Raw genomic sequence first — 15,531 nt, forward strand, 5'->3', positions numbered from 1 at the left:
GCGATGCCGCGCCGCCGGGCCGCGCGCGGCCGGCGAAGCGCACGGCCGCGCGAAAAACGTCGCGCGCTTAGCGCGGACGGAAACCGTATACGCCGCCGTCCTGCGTCAGGACGACGAGCGTGTTGCCGGCGAGCACGGGCGCCGCGGCGATCGCGCTGCCGTCCGTCTTCATCCGGGCGACGAACGTGCCGTCGTCGCGCGACAGGAAGTGCACGAAGCCCTTGTAATCGCCGAGCACGACCGCGCGGCCGAGCAGGTACGGCACGCCGACGTCGCGGCTCTTCAGCTTGTCGTTGCGCCAGAGCTCCTTGCCCGTCGCGACGTCGTAAGCCGACACGACCGACCAGTCGTCGCCGCCCGCGACGGCCGTATCGTCCTGCGCGACGCCGCTGCGGCTCGAAAACGCCTTTTCCCACAGCGGGCGGCCCGAGTTCGCATCGAAGCAGCCGAGCTGGCCCTGGAACGTCACCGCGCACGTCTCGGCGCCGACAAGCGTCGGCGCGCCCGTCACGTCATTGATCCGCTCGACTTCGGTCACGCCCTTCGGGAACGACACGGGCGTCTGCCAGAACGGCTCGCCCGTCTGCAGGTTCAACGCGACGAGGCCGCCGCCCGGGAAGCCCGCGAGCACCGCGGCGTCGCCCGCGAACGTCATGCCGGCCGACACGCGCAGGTTGAGCGGCACCGCGCGGTTGCGGTAAGTCCACTTCTGCTCGCCCGTCTGCGCGGCGAATGCGATCACCTGGCCGTCGATCGTGCGCACGATCACGAGACCGTTGCCGACGAGCGGCGGCGAGAAGATCTCGCCCTGCACGGTGCTCTTCCACAACTGCTTGCCGTCCGGGCCGAGCACGAACACGCCGCCCTTCAGCGCGCCGACCGCGGTCAGGTTGCCGTCGCTGCCGACGCCCGCCGACAGGTCGGAGCCGATCTTCGCGCGCCAGACTTCCTGGCCCGTCTTCGCGTCGATCTTCTCGACCGAACCGTTCGCGCCGGCGACATACACCGCATCGCCCACCGCGACAGGCGAGAACGAATAGCGACCGCCCTTGCCGACGCTCGCCTTCCACACCTGCTGCACGTCGAGCACGGGTTTGAACTCGGTGAGCGGCGTCGGCACGCGGCGCGCGTCCTTCGTTGACGAACAGGCCGCGAGAACCAGGACGGCCGCCGCGCAGGCAACGGGTGCAGCGTAACGTTTCAGCAGATTCATCGATAGCGAAGCAAAGTTAAGTTGTAAAACGAAAGCGTGGGCGCTCAGCCGCCGAGCGCGTCCAGCTTGAACTGCACGAGTTGACGAGCGGATGCGTCGTCCTTCGGCAGCGCGTCGAGCGCGAGCTTGTACGCCGCCTTCGCATCGTCGCTCTTGCCTTGCGCGGCGAGCAGATCGCCGCGGCGATCGGCGACGGCGCCCTTGAACGCGTCCGAAGGCGTGCCCGACAGCAGCGCGAGGCCCGCATCGTACGCCTTCTCGTCGAGCAGCAGCGACGCGAGGCGAAGCTTCGCGATCTGCTTGTACTCGTCGTCCTTCGCGTGATCGGCGGCCCACTGCAGTTGCGCCTTCGCGCCTGCCGCATCGCCCGCGCCGTACAGCGCCTTCGCCGCCTCGAGCGCCGTCATCTGCGCATAGGCGGTGCCGCCGAACTTGTCTTCCATGTCGGACGCGACGCGCGAGACCTTCGCCTTGTCGTTCGACTGGACGGCCTGCTGCACCTGCTCATAGAGCACGGCCGCCTGAGACGCCTGACGGCGCTGCCAGTAGTTCCAGCCGTTCCAGGCGGCCGCGGCGGCAAGAACGGCGATCGCGATCCAGGTCGTCAGATCGCCCCACCGGGCCCACCACGCCTTCAGGTTTTCAATCGATTCTTGTTCGTCGTGATAACTCATCGCCTAGCGATTCCTTCCTGTACACGCTTTTTGTCGAGCGGATGCGCCGCGATCAGTCGTCGCCGTCTTCGGCGGTTGCAACCATCGCATTGATTAGAAATTCGGTCAAGCTTTCGACCGGCACGGACTGCTGAACGTTCTTCTCGCCGTCTGCGCCCGCGCCGCGCAGCGGCTTCACGCTCGCCGCGCCGTTCGCGACCTCGTCTTCGCCGAAGATCACCGCGAACGCCGCGCCGCTCGCGTCCGCGCGCTTCATCTGCGACTTGAAGCTCGCGCCCGCGCCGTCCGCGCTGCAATGCAAGATCACGTCGAGGCCCGTGTCGCGCAGGCGCTCGGCGGCGATGAACGCCTGCTCGCGCGCGGCGTCGCCCTGGTGGACGACGTACACGTCGACGCCTTCCTGCTCCGGCATGAGGTTCTCTTCCTTCAGGAGCTCGAGGATACGCTCGACGCCCATCGCCCAGCCGCACGCGGCGGTCGGCTTGCCGCCCAGTTGCTCGATCAGCGGATCGTAGCGGCCGCCCGCGGCGACCGTGCCCTGCGCGCCGAGCTTGTCGGTCACCCACTCGAACACGGTCAGGTTGTAGTAGTCGAGCCCGCGCACGAGGCGCGGATTGATCGTGAACGGCAGGTTGTTCGCCTTCAGCAGCCGTTGCAGGCCCTCGAAGTGCGCGCGCGACGCGTCGCCGAGGAAATCGATCAGCTTCGGCGCGTTCTGCACGATCTCCTGCAGCGCCGGATTCTTCGTGTCGAGCACGCGCAGCGGGTTCGTGTAGAGGCGGCGCTGCGCGTCGTCGTCGAGCGACTCGGCATGCTGTTCGAGATACTTGATCAGCTCGACGCGGTGCGCGGCGCGCTCCTCGGCGAGGCCGAGCGAGTTGATCTCGAGCTTGATGCCGGCGAGGCCGAGATCGTCCCACAGGCGCTGGCACATCATGATGATTTCCGCGTCCGCGTCCGGGCCCGCGAAGCCGAGCGCCTCGACGCCGACCTGATGGAACTGGCGATAGCGGCCGCGCTGCGGACGCTCGTGGCGGAACATCGGCCCGAGGTACCACAGCCGCTTCGGACCGTCGTACAGCATGTTGTGCTCGATCGCCGCGCGCACGACGGCCGCAGTGTTCTCGGGACGCAGCGTCAGGTGCTCGCCGTTGAGCGAGTCGACGAAGCTGTACATCTCCTTTTCGACGATGTCGGTCACTTCGCCGATGCCGCGCGTGAAGAGCTGCGTGTGCTCGACGATCGGCGTTCGGATGTTCTGATAGCCGTACGCGCGCAGCAGCGACTTCACCGTCGCTTCGAAGAATTCCCACAAGCCGGCATCCTGCGGGAGGATGTCGTTCATGCCCTTCACGCCCGTCAGCTTCTCGAGCTTTCGCTTTTGTTCTGTCATCTGAAATACGGTGGACGAATTAATTCTGGACCGCGGCGCGGCCGTAGGTGCGCGCGACGTAGTCGCTCACGATCTGCTGGAACTCTTCCGCGATGCGCTCGCCGCGCAGCGTCTTCACTTTCTCGCCATCGACGAACACGGGCGCGGCCGGATTCTCGCCCGAGCCCGGCAGGCTGATGCCGATGTTCGCGTGCTTCGACTCGCCCGGGCCGTTGACGATGCAGCCCATCACCGCGACGTTCATCTTCTCGACGCCCGGATATTCGTCGCGCCACACCGGCATCTGCTCGCGCAGGTATGTCTGGATCTGCAGCGCGAGCTCCTGGAACAGCGTGCTCGTCGTGCGCCCGCAGCCCGGACACGCGACGACCATCGGCGCGAACGAGCGCAGCCCCATCGTCTGCAGGATTTCCTGGCCGACCACCACTTCGCCCGTGCGCGCCGCGCCCGGCTCCGGCGTGAGCGAAATGCGGATCGTGTCGCCGATGCCTTCCTGCAGCAGCACGCCGATCGCGGCCGTCGACGCGACGATGCCCTTCGAGCCCATGCCCGCCTCGGTCAGGCCGAGGTGCAGCGCGAAGCCGCAGCGGCGCGACAGCTCGCGGTACACGGCGATCAGGTCCTGCACGCCGCTCACCTTGCACGACAGCACGATCTTGTCGCGGCCGAGGCCCAGCTCGACCGCGCGCTCGGCGGAGCCGATCGCCGACTGGATCAGCGCCTCGACCATCACGCTCTGCGCTTCCCACGGCTTCGCGCGCGCGCCGTTCTCGTCCATCATCCGCGCGAGCAGATCCTGATCGAGACTGCCCCAGTTCACGCCGATTCGCACCGGCTTGTCGTACTTGATCGCGGCTTCGATCATCTGCGCGAACTGCGAATCGCGCTTCGCGCCCTGGCCGACGTTGCCCGGGTTGATCCGGTACTTCGACAGCGCCTCCGCGCAGCCCGGATAATCACGCAGCAGCAGGTGGCCGTTGTAGTGGAAATCGCCGACGAGCGGCACCGACACGCCCATCCGGTCGAGCTGCTCGCGGATCGCCGGCACGGCGGCGGCGGCCTCCGGCGTGTTCACGGTGATGCGCACGAGCTCGGAGCCCGCGTTCGCGAGCTCCTTCACCTGGATCGCGGTGCCGATCGCGTCGGCCGTGTCGGTGTTCGTCATCGACTGCACGCGCACGGGCGCCGCGCCGCCGATCGTCACGAGCGTGCCGCCCCAGCGGACGTCGACCGCATGCGACACGCGCCGCGGCGCATGCCCGCCGAATACCGGCTCGGTTGAACAAATCTGACTGCTGCGTGGGGATTGAGCTTCGGATTGCATCGATAGATCCAATTTACGCCAAGCGCGCCGCCTGCCCGGCTGCGCGCAAAAGGGAAAAGCGCCGCGACCGGGCCGGCCGCGGGGCGCTTGCCGTCAGGGCAATGCGAAACGCGCGACGTTGCCCCGAGCCGTCGAGTATTTTGCCGGATCGACAGGCTTGCCGTCGAAAGCGACCGATTCGAGCCCGGCCTTGTTGCCGATCGTGACCTTGAGCGGCGCGGCGCCCGCGACCTGCTTCGTCTCGCCGGCGCGCACGAGCGCCGAGAACAGCTCCTTGCCGTTCTTGTCGCGCACGCTGAACCAGCAGTCCTGCGCGACCTTCAGCGCGACGACCGACTGGCCGGGCGCGACTGCGACGGCTGCGCTCGCGCCGTCGGCCGCCGGCGCGGCCGGCTGCTGCGTCACTTGCGCCGGCTGCGCGGGTTGCGCCGGTTGCGCGACGGCAACCGGCGTCGAAGCGGGCGGCACGACCACCGCGCTCGCGACGACGGGCGCCGAGCCCGCGGCCGGCACGCTCGCCGATGCGCCGCCGATCGGCTGCGTCGCGGGCGCCGCGATCGCGCCCGCCTGCGTCACCGTGCCCGACACCGCCGCACTCGCCGGCAGATCGGACGCGGTGCCTTCCTGCTGCGCGTGCGTGCCCGACGCGGCCTCGCCCGCGCCGCTCGACTTGAAGCGCGCGAGCCAGTTCGACGATTCGCCGCCCGTGCGCCACATCGCCGCCGCGACGAGCGCGACGACGACCGCCGCAACCGCCCACAGCCACGGCCGGCCGCGCGACGAGCCGCCGAGCGGGATCGACACCCGGCCGCGCGGCAGATCGGTGCCGGCCGAAGCGGGCATCGACAGATCGACCTCGGGCGCGCCCTTCTCACGGCGCAGCGCCTGCGCGAACGGCTCCGGATCGACGCCGAGCATCTTCGCGTAGCTGCGCACGAGGCCGAGCGCAAACGTCGTGCCCGGCAACCGGCTCGTATCGCCCGCCTCGAGCGCCTGCAGCTTCGGCGCCGCGACCTTCAGCCGCGCGGACACGTCGTCAACCGACCATCCCTTCGACTCACGCAAGGCCGCGAGCCGTGCGCCCACCGCCGCGACCGACGCAATGCCGCCGGCCGCCGCCGGTTTCTCGCCTGCGTTCGTCTCTGGGCCCTTTGACGGCTGCGGTTCGCTCATCCTCATCCTCGCGTCGATTCTTCTTGCCTGCACGCCCGCGCCAGCTCCGGCCGGGCCCGCAACACCACCGTTGTCACACACTGCGCGGCGCCGCGCGCCGCCCCCGATCGCTTTACGCGCATTTCACTACCGGCCCGGACATCCCCATCAAACCGCCCGGACCTCGATAACCTTCGTCGTCCCCGTCCGCTCGGCAAGGCGCGTGCGATCCCTGACCGCGCCCGCCAGTTGCCCGCAGGCGGCGTCGATGTCGTCGCCGCGCGTCTTGCGGATCGTCGTCACGATACCGGCGTCGATCAGAACCTGCGCGAAGCGCTTGATCTGCTCTGTCTTCGAGCGCACGAGCCCCGATTCCGGGAACGGATTGAATGGAATCAGATTGAATTTGCACGGCACGTCGCGCGTCAGCGCGAGCAACTCGCGCGCATGCGCTTGCGTATCGTTGACGCCGTCGAGCATGCAGTATTCGAACGTGATGAAATCGCGCGGCGCGACCTTCAGATAGCGCTGGCACGCGGCCATCAGTTCGCGCAGCGGATGCTTCCTGTTGAGCGGCACGAGCTCGTCGCGCAGCGCGTCGTTCGGCGCGTGCAGCGACACCGCGAGCGCGACGGGCAGCTCCGCGCCGAGCCGGTCCATCATCGGCACGACGCCCGACGTCGACAGCGTCACGCGCCGGCGCGACAGGCCGTACGCGTTATCGTCGAGCATGAGGCGCATCGCGGGCACGACCGCCGAATAATTGAGAAGCGGCTCGCCCATGCCCATCATCACGACGTTCGTGACCACCCGCTCGGCCTTTCCGTTCGGGCCGGGCGCGCGGCCGAGCGACGCGCGCAGCGCGAATTCCGCCATCCGCAACTGCCCGACGATCTCGCCCGTCGACAGATTGCGGGAAAAACCCTGCTTGCCGGTCGAGCAGAAGCGGCAATTGACCGCACACCCCGCCTGCGACGACACGCACAGCGTGCCGCGCGTCTCCTCGGGGATGAACACCGTCTCGACCGCATTGCCGTTGCCGACGTTGATGAGCCACTTGCGCGTGCCGTCGGCCGACACGTGATCGCTCAGGATGTCGGGCGTGCCGATCACGGCGCGCCCCTTCAACTTCTCGCGCAGCGATTTCGCGAGATCGGTCATCCCGTCGAAATCGGCCGCGTTGTATTGGTGGATCCAGCGCTGCAGTTGCTTAGCGCGAAACGCCTTCTCGCCGAGGCTGCCGCAATACGCGACGAGCCCCTCGGCGTCGAGGTCGAGTAGATTGACGATGGTTTCGCCCGCCATGATTGCCCTGCCTTGCCGCCGAACGCGCCGGACCCCGACCCGCTTAGCGCGAGTAGACGTTCATTTCCGGGAAGAAGAACGCGATCTCGACGCGCGCCGTTTCCGGCGCGTCCGAGCCGTGCACGGCGTTCGCGTCGATGCTGTCCGCGAAATCGGCGCGGATCGTGCCCTTTTCCGCCTTCTTCGGATCCGTCGCGCCCATCAGGTCGCGGTTCTTCAGGATCGCGTCCTCGCCTTCCAGCACCTGGATCATCACCGGGCCCGAGATCATGAAATCGACGAGATCCTTGAAGAACGGACGCTCGGCGTGCACGGCGTAGAACTTCTCCGCATCGGCGCGCGACAGGTGCGCCATGCGCGCCGCCACGATCTTCAGGCCGGCGTTTTCGAAACGGCTGTAGATCTGGCCGATCACGTTCTTCGCCACCGCATCCGGCTTGATGATCGACAGGGTGCGCTCGAGTGCCATAAAAACTCCAAGAAATTAAGAGGTTACAGTTCCAAATGAACCCGTTATTGTAACACGATCCCGTGTATCATTGCGATTGAACCCTTACACGGCAGAAAGGTTCTAATACTTCGTGTTTCGCAGGCGCCAAGGCGTTGAAACCTCCGCCGTCGAAACCCATCATAGGGGTAGCGGCTTCACGGTATTTTGCGGCGCAACAAGCGCGTCGCCCGCCGGCGGCGCCGCCACGTTCCATGCTAGGAGAAACCATGAACGATTATCCGTACAACTTCGGCCGCGGCGGCGCGATCAGCACCGCCGAGACCCGCAACCGCGTGCTGCGCAACACCTACTGGCTCCTCGCGCTGTCGATGGTGCCGACCGTGCTCGGCGCGTGGGCCGGCGTCGCGACGGGTTTCTCGCGGTTCGCCGCGACGAGCCCGATAATGAGCCTCCTCGCGTTCTTCGCGATCGCGTTCGGCTTCATGTTCGCGATCGAGCGCACGAAGAACAGCTCGGCCGGCGTGTTCGTGCTGCTCGGCTTCACGTTCTTCATGGGCCTGATGCTGTCGCGCCTGTTGAGCTTCATCCTCGGTTTCTCGAACGGCCCTTCGCTCATCATGCTCGCGTTCGGCGGCACCGGCGTGATCTTCGCCGCGATGGCGACGGTCGCAACCGTCAGCAAGCGCGACTTCTCCGGCCTCGGCAAATGGCTCTTCGTCGGCGTGATCGTGCTGCTGCTCGCGATGGTCGCGAACATGTTCCTGCAGTTGCCGGCGCTGATGCTGACCGTGTCGGTGCTCGCAATCGTAATCTTCTCGGCGTACATGCTGTTCGATGTCCAGCGCGTCGTGAACGGCGGCGAGACCAACTACATCAGCGCGACGCTCGCGATCTACCTCGATCTGTACAACGTGTTCACGAACCTGCTCGCGCTGCTCGGCATCTTCGGCGGCAACCGGAACTGAAGCTCGGCGACACGTCGCCGCGCGTCACGAAAAACCGGCCTCGGGCCGGTTTTTTCATGCGCGCGCCGCCCGCATTCCACGTCAGCCGCGCTCGAAGAGCGCGATCGATTCGACGTGCGACGTGTGCGGGAACATGTTGACGACACCCGCGCCCTTGAGCCGATAACCCGCCTCGTGCACGAGGAGACCCGCGTCTCGCGCGAGCGTCGACGGATTGCACGACACGTAGACGATCCGCGCGGGCAGCGGCCCTTCACCGCTCTGCGCGATCTCGGCGAGCGCCTTCGACACCGCGAGCGCGCCTTCGCGCGGCGGATCGATCAGGAACTTGTCGAATGCGCCGAGCGCGCGCAGATCGTCCGCCGTCACCTCGAACAGGTTGCGGCACGCGAACGACGTATGACCGTCGACGCCGTTTTCCTTCGCGTTCGCGAGCGCGCGCGACGTCAGCGTCTCGCTGCCCTCGATCCCGACCACCTCGCCCTCGCGCGCGAGCCGGGCGAGCGGCAGCGTGAAATTGCCGATTCCGCAGAACAGGTCGAGCACGCGGTCGCCGCGCTCGGGCGCGAGCAGGCGCAGCGCCCGGCCGACGAGCACGCGGTTGATCTGGTGATTGACCTGCGTGAAATCGGTCGGCTTGAACGGCATCCGGATCCCGAATTCGGGCAGCGTGTAGTCGAGCCGCACGTCGAGCGGATAGAACGGCGCAGCCGTATCCGGCCCTTTCGGCTGCAGCCAGAACTGCACGCGGTGCGCGTCCGCGAATTCGCGCAGGAGCGCCTCGTCGGCCGCGTCGATCGGCTCGAGCACGCGCAGCACGAGCGCCGTCACCTGCGAGCCGACCGCGAGCTCGATCTGCGGCATGCGATCGCGGATCGACAATTGCTCGACGAGCCGGCGCAGCGGCACGAGCATCGCCGACACGTGCGGCGGCAGCACTTCGCAGCTCGTCATGTCGGCGACGTAGCTGCTTTTCTTCTCGTGGAAGCCGACGAGCACGCCGCCCTTCTTCGCGACGTGGCGCACGGTGAGGCGCGCACGATAGCGGTAGCCCCACGACGGGCCGTGAATCGGCGCGAACATCGCCTCGGCGCGCAGCTTCGCGAGATGCCACAGATTGTCTTCGAGCACGCGCTGCTTGATCGCGACCTGCGCGCGCATGTCGAGATGCTGCATCGAGCAGCCGCCGCAGGTGCCGAAAAACGCGCATTTCGGCTGCGTTCGCATCACGCTCGGGCGCAGAATATCGACGACCTGCGCCTGCTCGTAGGTCGGCTTGCGGCGAAAGCTCGAATAGGTGACGCGCTCGCCGGGCAGCGCCCCCTCGACGAAAATCACCTTGCCGGGCTCGCCGTTTTCGTCGACGACGCGGCCGACGCCGCGCGCTTCCATGTCGAGCGAATCGATATCGAGAACCGGGGCGCGATCGGGCGCGGCGCTCGCATGGGACGCGCGGCGCGTGGAGAGAGGGACGGCTTCTGACACCAGCTTTTCCTGACGAACGATTGTGGGGAAAGGCGAGATTGTAGACGAACGGCCGTCATGCAACGGAGATTCGACGATGCGACTCATCAGTTGGAACATCCAATGGGGACGGGACGCGAACGGCACGGTCGACCTCGCGCGCACCGTCGACGCCGCGCGCGGCCTCGGCGATTTCGACGTGCTGTGCGTGCAGGAAGTCACGCGCGGCTTTCACGCGCTGCCAGGCGGGCCGTCCGGCGATCAGTATGCCGAACTGAGCGCGCTATTGCCAGCTTACGTGGTGTTCGACGCGATCGGCGTCGATCTGCCGCCGCTCGAGCCGGGCGCGCCGCGCCGGCAATTCGGCAACGCGCTCGCGACGCGGCTGCCCGTCGAGCGCGCGATGCGCCACGCGCTGCCGTGGCCCGCGAGCGCCGCTGCGCCGTCGATGCCGCGCTGCGCGCTCGAAGTCACGCTGCGCGCGCCGTTCGGGCCGCTGCGCGTCGTCGTCACGCATCTCGAGTACTACTCGGCGCGGCAGCGGCTCGCGCAGGTCGATGCGCTGCGGCGCCTGCATCGCGAGGCGGCCGCGCACGCCCGCGAGAGCGCGCCGCCGGAAACGCCGACGGGCCCTTTCGCGCCGTCCGCGCGCGCGGCCGACGCGATCGTCTGCGGCGACTTCAACAACGCGTATCGCAGTGACGCGTACCGGCGCTTTCTCGCGCCGTTTCCGGACGCGCCGCGCTTCGTCGACGCATGGCTCGCGCGCCATCCGGGCAAGACGCCACCGATGACGGCGGGCGTCTACGACACCGTGCAATGGCACGAAGGGCCGATGACCTGCGATTTCGTGTTCGTCACCGATACGCTCGCGCACCGCATATCACGCTGCGAGATCGACGGCGCGGTGCGCGCGTCGGATCATCAGCCGATCGTGCTCGAATTGAGCGACGCGTAGCCGGGCGATGCGCAAGCGGATCGAGATGAACGGAAAGCGCGACGTCCCCGTCACGCGTTGCGCATCGCGCGCCGCGTCACGCGCCGAACGCGGCGAGGTATTCGGCCCAGTGCGGCGCCGGCTCCTGCACGAGCGCGTTCTTCACGAGCACGATCTCCTCCGCGTATTCGGCGGGCGACAGGCTGCCACGCATCTGCTGGAACCGGCAATACAGCAAGTACGTGTTCACGACGTCGGTCTCGCAGTAATTGCGAATCTCTTCGATTCGCCCCTCCTGGAATGCCGTCCACACCTGGCTGCCGTCCATCCCGAGCTTGCCCGGGAAGCCGCATAGCTTCGCGAGCGCGTCGAGCGGCGCGCTCGCGCGCGGCTGGTAGAGCGCGAGCAGATCCATCAGGTCCAGATGCCGCGTGTGGTAACGCGACAGATAATTGTTCCACTTGAAGTCGCGATCGTCCTCGCCCATGTCCCAGTAGCGCGGCGCCGCGACGCCGTGCACGAGCGCGCGGTAATGCAGCACCGGCAGATCGAAGCCGCCGCCGTTCCAGGACACGAGCTGCGGCGTGTACTTCTCGATCACCCGGAAGAACGACTGGACCAGCGTCGCTTCCGGGTCGCCCGGCGTGCCGAGCGAGCGCACGCGAAAGCCGTTGCTGTCGCGGAACACGCACGAGATCGCCGCGATCCGTTGCAGATGGTGCGGCAGGAAATCGCTGCCCGTCTTCTCGCGGCGCGCGGCGAACGCGTGCTCGGCCACTTCGGCGTCGGCGAGGTCGGCGGGCAGATCTTCGAGACGGCGAATGCCGTCGACATCGGGAATCGTCTCGATGTCAAAAACCAGAATCGGTGTCATCGATGAATTACAGAACGGCGTCCTTGCGCACGCCGTTGGAGGCAAAAAACCGCTTGAGCCGCACGAGCGCTTCCTGCTGGATCTGGCGGACCCGTTCGCGGGTCAGCCCCATCTCGTCGGCAAGCTCCTCGAGCGTCGCGGGTTCGATATGGTTGAGGCCGAAGCGCCGCTCGATCACGTGGCGATGCTTGTCGGACAGGCGCGACAGCCACGCGCGCGTCAGCGTCTCCAGTTCGCGGTGCTGAACCTCAGCGTCGGGCGACTGGCTCTGGTCGTCGGGCAGCAGATCGAGCAGGCTGCTCGCCGGATCGAGATCGAGCGGCGCGTCGAGCGACGCGGTGTGCTCGTTCAGCGCGAGGATGTCGGTGACTTCCTCGGCCGTCTTGCCGGTCAGATACGCGATGTCGTCGATGCTCGCCTCGCGGCGCTCGGCCGCCGCGCCCGTCGACAGCGAGTTCTTCTCCAGATGTCGCTTCGCGCGCAGCACCTGGTTCAGCTCGCGGATCACGTGCACCGGCAGCCGCACGGTGCGCGCCTGATTCATGATCGCGCGCTCGATGCTCTGGCGGATCCACCAGGTCGCATATGTCGAGAAGCGAAAGCCGCGCGTCGGATCGAATTTCTCGATCGCGTGCATGAGCCCGAGGTTGCCCTCTTCGATCAGATCGAGGAGCGGCACGCCGCGATTCAGATAGCCTTTCGCGATGCTGACGACGAGCCGCAGGTTGCGCTCGATCATCACCTGCCGCGCCTCGAATTCGCCCGCCTTCGCGAGCCGCGAATAGCGCTGCTCTTCCTCGACCGTCAGCAGCGGCTTCACGCTGATGCGGTTCAGGTAGTGCTGGATCGTGTCGGCGGTGAGCTCCGCCTGCAGAAGCGCCCGGAAGTCGTCCAGATCAGGCGACGCGTCGGCCGCGTCGCTGCGCCCTTCGCCCGAATCGTCCGAATCCGCGTCGCGCGGCTCGTAGTCGCGTTCGCTGTCGGCAGCGTCTTCGTCCTCGTCCGTCGAAGCGCCAGCTCGCTCCGCCGATGCTTGCGTGGCTCGACTGATCTTCTCAGACTCGGCTTGCGGATCGTGGCGCTTCGATTTCGGCATGGTCGTCTCGTTTATTGAGGCGGCAAATACTTCAGCGGATCGACAGGTTTACCCTGCCGGCGAACCTCGAAATGCAGCATCACGCGGTCGGAATCGCTGTTGCCCATCTCTGCGATCTTCTGGCCTTTCGTCACCGCGTCCCCCTCTTTTACCATCAAAGCGCGATTGTGTGCATACGCCGTGAGATAAGTTGCGTCGTGCTTGATGATAATGAGGTTGCCATAGCCTCGCAGCCCGTTGCCCGCGTATACCACGCGGCCATCCGCGGCGGCCTTCACGGCCTCGCCGGCCGGGCCGCCGATGTTGATCCCCTTGTTCTTCGAATCGTCGAACGTGTTGAGCAGCGCGCCGCGCACCGGCCACGCAAACGACACGTTGCTGCTCGCGGCGAGCGCGCCCGTTTCGGTCGACGCGGTCGTGGCCGGCGCAGTCGGCGCGGCGCTCGCGCTGGAACCGGAGCCATAGATCGGCGGCACCGCGGCGGAGCCGCTCGACGGACCGCTCGACAGCGGCGGCGTGACCGCGGCGCCCGCGACCGGTGCGGCCGCCGTCGCGCCGCCCGCGGTCGGCGACACGCGCAGCAGTTGATCGACTTCGATCTGGTTCGGGTTCGTCAGGTTGTTCCACGCGGCGATGTCGCGATAGTTCTGGCCGTTCTCGAGCGCGATCCGATAAAGCGTGTCGCCCGGCTTCACCCGGTAGTAACCCGGAGGCGCAGGCGGCAGCGGCGCGGGCGGCTGCGCGGCGGCGGTCGTGCCGAGCGAGCCGGAACGGTCGACGACGGGCGCCTGGTCGAGCCGCGTCGCGCACGCGGCGAGCAGCGTGAACGCCGCCATGCAAATCGCGCGCTGAGCGAGCGAGAGCGGAACCTTCGAACGATTGTTTTGCATCGCGCGCAGCATACTCATCGGTATCAAATCACTCCGGATTTTAAAGGGACAAAGAAAACGCGATCAAGCCGCGACTCGCGCCACTGCGCGGGTGCGACACGCTCCACGAGCGTCAGCACCTGCTCGCCCGCCTGCTCTCCGACAGGCGCGACTAGCCTGCCGCCGATCGCCAATTGTTCCAACAGCGCCCGCGGCACGTCGAGCCCCGCCGCCGCGATCACGATCGCGTCGAACGGCGCCGCGGCGGGCAGGCCCACGCGTCCGTCGCCGTAGTGCAGGCGGATGTTCGGCACGCGCAGCGGCCGCAAATTCAGTTTCGCGCGCTCGTAGAGCGGCTTCACGCGTTCGATCGAATACACGTCGCGCGCGACGCGGCTCAGCACCGCGGCCTGATAGCCGCAGCCGGTGCCGATTTCGAGCACGCGCTCGAGCGTGCGGCCCGCCGCCGCGAGCTCGATCATTCGTGCGACGACCGACGGCTTCGAGATCGTCTGCTGATGGCCGATCGGCAGCGCGGCATCCTCGTACGCCTGGGCCGCGAGCCCGGGATCGACGAACATGTGGCGCGGCACGGCCGACATCGCTGCAAGCACGCGCGGATCGCTCACGCCGTTTGCCAGCAGCCGTTCGACCATGCGCTCGCGCACCCGTTCCGAAGTCAGCGCGAGCGCGCTGCTCAACGCGACGTTCGGCGCAGCGCCCTTGTCGCCGTTCTTCGTGCCGGCGGACAACGCGCCCTTCGCGACGCCGGGCATCGCGGGCGCATGCTGCTTCGCGCGCACGGATTTCGAAACGGACCCGCCGCTACCCGACGCGCCGGCCGCGCGTGGCGCGCGGCGCCCGGACACGATCGGGGAAGCGGCTGCGGGCGCGGCTGCCGCCGCCGCGGTGAGGCGCTGGCGGGCGGCGTCGCCAGCCGCCTGGCGCTCGGCCGCGCGCCCCTCGGGCTTGCGCGGCTCGCGCTTCAGGTCCTCGAGCGCGAGCGGAAACCGCTTCGCGCGCTCGCCGCTCATGAAGCGCCGCTCCCGGCACGCGCCCAATCGCGCATGGCTGCGAGCATCTGCGTGTGCGTGAGATCGAGCTGCAGCGGCGTGATCGACACGTAGCCCGACGCGGCCGCGTGAAAATCGGTGCCCTCGCTCGCATCGAGCGCGTCGCCCGTCGCACCGATCCAGTAGATCGGCTCGCCGCGCGGATTGGTTTGGCGAATCACCGGCTGCGACGGATGGCGCTTGCCGAGCCGCGTCACGCGCCAGCCCTTCAGCTCGTCGTATGGCAGGTTCGGAATATTGACGTTCAGGAGCGGCGGGCCGGGCAGCGGATGGTCGAGGTAGTGACGCACGATCTCCGCCGCGACGCGCGCCGCGTCGTCGAGGTGCGCCCATTCCTTGTGAACGAGCGAGAACGCGATCGCCGGCACGCCGAACATGATGCCTTCCGTCGCGGCGGCGACCGTGCCGGAATACAGCGTGTCGTCGCCCATGTTCTGGCCGTTGTTGATCCCCGACACGACGAGGTCCGGCTTCGCGTCGAGCATGCCCGTCAGCGCGACGTGCACCGAATCGGTCGGCGTGCCGTTCACGTAGTAGAAACCCGTGGCCGCCGAGCGCGACACCGAGAGCGGACGCGACAGCGTGAGCGAGTTCGACGCGCCGCTGCAATTCTGCTCGGGCGCCATCACGACGATCTCGGCGAGCGGGCACAGCGCTTCGTACAGCGCGGCGAGGCCGGGCGCGAGATATCCGTCGTCGTTGCTGAGTAGTATTCGCATCCGGCGATTGTAACCGAGGAAA

At 67.6% G+C, this 15,531-nt stretch carries 15 protein-coding genes; 2 read left to right on the forward strand and 13 right to left on the reverse strand.

Annotation, left to right across the window (positions count from 1 at the left end; translation table 11 throughout):
* Positions 1-67: 67 nt before the first annotated feature.
* The 7 genes from bamB to ndk form a co-directional block, all read right to left on the reverse strand.
* Entirely contained in the window at positions 68-1,213 is a 1,146-nt protein-coding gene (gene bamB / locus WT16_RS00480) for an outer membrane protein assembly factor BamB (RefSeq protein ID WP_006026962.1), read from the reverse strand.
* A 44-nt stretch (positions 1,214-1,257) separates the two neighbouring features.
* Positions 1,258-1,887: a tetratricopeptide repeat protein gene (locus WT16_RS00485; protein ID WP_006026963.1), complete on the reverse strand. Its 630-nt coding sequence runs from the start codon at positions 1,885-1,887 to the stop codon at positions 1,258-1,260.
* A 52-nt stretch (positions 1,888-1,939) separates the two neighbouring features.
* Entirely contained in the window at positions 1,940-3,280 is a 1,341-nt protein-coding gene (gene hisS, locus WT16_RS00490; protein ID WP_006026964.1) for a histidine--tRNA ligase, read from the reverse strand.
* A gap of 19 nt (positions 3,281-3,299) precedes the next feature.
* Positions 3,300-4,604: a flavodoxin-dependent (E)-4-hydroxy-3-methylbut-2-enyl-diphosphate synthase gene (gene ispG, locus WT16_RS00495; RefSeq protein ID WP_059934698.1), complete on the reverse strand. Its 1,305-nt coding sequence runs from the start codon at positions 4,602-4,604 to the stop codon at positions 3,300-3,302.
* 93 nt (positions 4,605-4,697) lie between these two features.
* Positions 4,698-5,777: a helix-turn-helix domain-containing protein gene (locus WT16_RS00500; protein ID WP_063532496.1), complete on the reverse strand. Its 1,080-nt coding sequence runs from the start codon at positions 5,775-5,777 to the stop codon at positions 4,698-4,700.
* Between the two features lie 147 nt (positions 5,778-5,924).
* The gene (rlmN, locus tag WT16_RS00505) at positions 5,925-7,061 is read right to left on the reverse strand and encodes a 23S rRNA (adenine(2503)-C(2))-methyltransferase RlmN (protein ID WP_006026967.1); all 1,137 of its coding nucleotides are present in this window, start codon (positions 7,059-7,061) and stop codon (positions 5,925-5,927) included.
* A gap of 43 nt (positions 7,062-7,104) precedes the next feature.
* Positions 7,105-7,530 carry a nucleoside-diphosphate kinase gene (gene ndk, locus WT16_RS00510; protein WP_006026968.1) on the reverse strand — a complete coding sequence of 142 codons (426 nt, stop codon included), beginning with the start codon at positions 7,528-7,530 and terminating at the stop codon, positions 7,105-7,107.
* A 248-nt stretch (positions 7,531-7,778) separates the two neighbouring features.
* Between ndk and WT16_RS00515 the strand changes: the two genes are divergently transcribed.
* Entirely contained in the window at positions 7,779-8,477 is a 699-nt protein-coding gene (locus WT16_RS00515) for a Bax inhibitor-1/YccA family protein (protein WP_059934667.1), read from the forward strand.
* Positions 8,478-8,558: 81 nt separating this feature from the next.
* Here WT16_RS00515 and rlmD read toward each other — a convergent pair whose 3' ends face one another.
* Positions 8,559-9,962 carry a 23S rRNA (uracil(1939)-C(5))-methyltransferase RlmD gene (gene rlmD, locus WT16_RS00520; protein WP_063532497.1) on the reverse strand — a complete coding sequence of 468 codons (1,404 nt, stop codon included), beginning with the start codon at positions 9,960-9,962 and terminating at the stop codon, positions 8,559-8,561.
* A gap of 76 nt (positions 9,963-10,038) precedes the next feature.
* Between rlmD and WT16_RS00525 the strand changes: the two genes are divergently transcribed.
* Positions 10,039-10,899, forward strand: coding sequence for an endonuclease/exonuclease/phosphatase family protein (locus WT16_RS00525; protein WP_063532498.1), 861 nt, complete (start codon positions 10,039-10,041; stop codon positions 10,897-10,899).
* Between the two features lie 76 nt (positions 10,900-10,975).
* On the opposite strand, the gene WT16_RS00530 is transcribed toward WT16_RS00525, so the two are convergent.
* Genes WT16_RS00530 through surE form a run of 5 tightly spaced genes read right to left on the reverse strand, consistent with a single transcriptional unit; the run spans position 10,976 to position 15,509 of the window.
* A complete protein-coding gene (locus WT16_RS00530; RefSeq protein WP_059934664.1) occupies positions 10,976-11,752 on the reverse strand; it encodes a 3'-5' exonuclease in 777 nt (258 codons plus the stop codon).
* Positions 11,753-11,759: 7 nt separating this feature from the next.
* A complete protein-coding gene (gene rpoS, locus WT16_RS00535) occupies positions 11,760-12,848 on the reverse strand; it encodes an RNA polymerase sigma factor RpoS (protein WP_006026973.1) in 1,089 nt (362 codons plus the stop codon).
* Between the two features lie 11 nt (positions 12,849-12,859).
* On the reverse strand, positions 12,860-13,750 hold the full coding sequence (locus WT16_RS00540) for a peptidoglycan DD-metalloendopeptidase family protein (protein ID WP_063532499.1): 891 nt from the start codon (positions 13,748-13,750) through the stop codon (positions 12,860-12,862).
* 11 nt (positions 13,751-13,761) lie between these two features.
* Positions 13,762-14,751 carry a protein-L-isoaspartate(D-aspartate) O-methyltransferase gene (locus WT16_RS00545; RefSeq protein ID WP_063532555.1) on the reverse strand — a complete coding sequence of 330 codons (990 nt, stop codon included), beginning with the start codon at positions 14,749-14,751 and terminating at the stop codon, positions 13,762-13,764.
* A complete protein-coding gene (surE, locus tag WT16_RS00550) occupies positions 14,748-15,509 on the reverse strand; it encodes a 5'/3'-nucleotidase SurE (protein WP_063532500.1) in 762 nt (253 codons plus the stop codon). Before surE ends, WT16_RS00545 begins: the two co-directional genes overlap by 4 nt.
* Between the last annotated feature and the right edge of the window lie 22 nt (positions 15,510-15,531).

The sequence above is a fragment of the Burkholderia sp. MSMB1589WGS genome (genome assembly GCF_001636105.1).
Lineage (GTDB): Bacteria > Pseudomonadota > Gammaproteobacteria > Burkholderiales > Burkholderiaceae > Burkholderia > Burkholderia humptydooensis.

Bases quoted from the DNA above. Each gene is read 5' to 3' on its own strand.
- bamB (WP_006026962.1), bottom strand. From the start codon at position 1,213: ATGAATCTGCTGAAACGTTACGCTGCACCCGTTGCCTGCGCGGCGGCC.
- WT16_RS00485 (WP_006026963.1), bottom strand. From the start codon at position 1,887: ATGAGTTATCACGACGAACAAGAATCGATTGAAAACCTGAAGGCGTGG.
- hisS (WP_006026964.1), bottom strand. From the start codon at position 3,280: ATGACAGAACAAAAGCGAAAGCTCGAGAAGCTGACGGGCGTGAAGGGC.
- ispG (WP_059934698.1), bottom strand. From the start codon at position 4,604: ATGCAATCCGAAGCTCAATCCCCACGCAGCAGTCAGATTTGTTCAACC.
- WT16_RS00500 (WP_063532496.1), bottom strand. From the start codon at position 5,777: ATGAGCGAACCGCAGCCGTCAAAGGGCCCAGAGACGAACGCAGGCGAG.
- rlmN (WP_006026967.1), bottom strand. From the start codon at position 7,061: ATGGCGGGCGAAACCATCGTCAATCTACTCGACCTCGACGCCGAGGGG.
- ndk (WP_006026968.1), bottom strand. From the start codon at position 7,530: ATGGCACTCGAGCGCACCCTGTCGATCATCAAGCCGGATGCGGTGGCG.
- WT16_RS00515 (WP_059934667.1), top strand. From the start codon at position 7,779: ATGAACGATTATCCGTACAACTTCGGCCGCGGCGGCGCGATCAGCACC.
- WT16_RS00525 (WP_063532498.1), top strand. From the start codon at position 10,039: ATGCGACTCATCAGTTGGAACATCCAATGGGGACGGGACGCGAACGGC.
- WT16_RS00530 (WP_059934664.1), bottom strand. From the start codon at position 11,752: ATGACACCGATTCTGGTTTTTGACATCGAGACGATTCCCGATGTCGAC.
- rpoS (WP_006026973.1), bottom strand. From the start codon at position 12,848: ATGCCGAAATCGAAGCGCCACGATCCGCAAGCCGAGTCTGAGAAGATC.
- WT16_RS00540 (WP_063532499.1), bottom strand. From the start codon at position 13,750: ATGCTGCGCGCGATGCAAAACAATCGTTCGAAGGTTCCGCTCTCGCTC.
- WT16_RS00545 (WP_063532555.1), bottom strand. From the start codon at position 14,751: ATGAGCGGCGAGCGCGCGAAGCGGTTTCCGCTCGCGCTCGAGGACCTG.
- surE (WP_063532500.1), bottom strand. From the start codon at position 15,509: ATGCGAATACTACTCAGCAACGACGACGGATATCTCGCGCCCGGCCTC.